Raw genomic sequence first — 1,775 nt, 5'->3', positions numbered from 1 at the left:
CTCTACTCCAGATACAGTCAGCGGTACAGCCATTTTCAAGTGAAAAATGTACCCAGTAGTCTCTTTTCAATTTTTTCTTAGAAGCGACCTGCAGTAAGGGTTTTGTTAATTTTTTAGTATTTATGTATGGGGGAAGTCCAGGTATAACACCACCTTTGCGCTAATCCCTGCCCCAAAAGCAGGCTAACTTTGCCGTTGGAGAGAAATCCCAGAAATGTTCAATCTAATCTTTATGGTTCTTCGGTTTGTGTCAGTGCGATGCCGAAGGCACTGCGTAGCAGTACGCCGCTCTGGTAGTGGATTGTTTCAGCTAAAATAGGGCAATAGATTTCGGCTTAAAGTCTTAGATTATAGAATTCATAGCATTTTTCTAATACACCAAATTAGCTGAAACAGTCCAGTAGGGTGCGTTAATGAAATGTAACGCACCTCTTTTTTCTCTAGTCAAACTATTAGAGCCAGTCTTAGGTTAAGTTGCCGAAAAAACATCGGCTCTTCTCGACTTTGTGTGATAATTTTTGCTTATAGAATCGTGAAATATTTACTGGGAAAGACCTGAGTGCCTGACACAAGTGTCGGAAACCCTTGAAATAGCGTGGAAAGAGAAAAAGGTAGCAGGATATGGAATGCTGAGATTAACAGAACATCAGCGAACCTCCCATGTCAACCACTACCAGTCTCTATGCTCAACTACTTTCTTTACTGTGTCAACACAGCCAATGGCGAGACCTGCGACACCTCAAGGCATTAGCCTGGATGGTCACAGCAGTAATCTGTAGCGGGAAATTAAGCCTGCCAATGTGGGAGTCCTACGTCCCTAGTCGTGCAACACAGGCACAAAGCACCGAACGCAGATGGCAGAGATTTATGGGCAATCATCGAATTCGGGTCAAATCCCTGTATATTCCTCTGGTGCTAGCCGCCATCAGTAGCTGGAAAGGCAATCGACTTTACTTGGCATTAGATACAACTGTATTGTGGAATCGCTATTGTATGATTCATCTGTCGATAGTCTGTTGCGGTCCTGCAGTCCCCCTGTTATGGCGAGTGCTAGACCATCCGAGTGCCACCGTCGCAGTGAACACCTACAAACCGATGCTGCGGGATGCTCAGCGATTGTTGAAGGATTATCCCGATGTCATGCTCTTAGCCGACCGAGGGTTTGCCAATCATGGTTTGCTCAGTTGGCTGCAAGTCAGTGGATGGCATTACTGCTTACGTTTACCTGGCGACGTTCTGGTCCATGGGGTTCGGCGACATCCTATCGAAGTCAAATATCTCTGGCCTGCCAAAGGAGAAGCCATTCTTTACGATCAGGTCGGTCTGTGGACAGACGGCATCTATCGATGCAATCTTGTTCTGGCAAGGGTCACGGGAGTCAAAGAACCTTGGGCTGTCATTACTGACGAAACCCCCTCTCTGAACACTTTATGGCAGTACGCCTTGCGCTTTCGGGTCGAGGAGTTATTTTTAGATTCAAAATCCGGTGCTTTTCAACTTGAAGACTCCGCTATCCGTTCTGCTCCTGCTTTGACCCGTCTGTATTTGGTCCCAGCCCTTGCTCTTCTTTATGCCACTACTCACGGTATGGCCGTTCAACTCAATGGTCTTCGCTCTCAGGTTGACCCCCATTGGACGCGGGGTCTCAGCTATCTCAAAATTGGTCTTCGTTGGCTCCAGGGCGTTGTCCACAAGGGCCGCTCTTTGCTTTCTCCTATCCCTTTGTTCCACTCTGACCCAGAACCCTGTTTCTCTTCTAAGAACGCTCTCTCCGA

General features: G+C 47.0%; 1 protein-coding gene. It reads left to right on the top strand.

What is annotated here, in order from left to right; translation table 11 throughout:
- Nucleotides 1-660: 660 nt before the first annotated feature.
- The coding region (locus O9332_RS21725; RefSeq protein WP_288027371.1) for a transposase at nt 661-1,775 on the top strand (1,115 nt) is incomplete at its 3' end.

The sequence above is a fragment of the Microcystis sp. LE19-10.1B genome (assembly GCF_027530565.1).
GTDB classification, from domain to species: domain Bacteria; phylum Cyanobacteriota; class Cyanobacteriia; order Cyanobacteriales; family Microcystaceae; genus Microcystis; species Microcystis aeruginosa.
The sequence above is the reverse complement of the archived record's forward strand: the minus strand, read 5'-3'. Positions and strand labels throughout refer to the sequence as shown.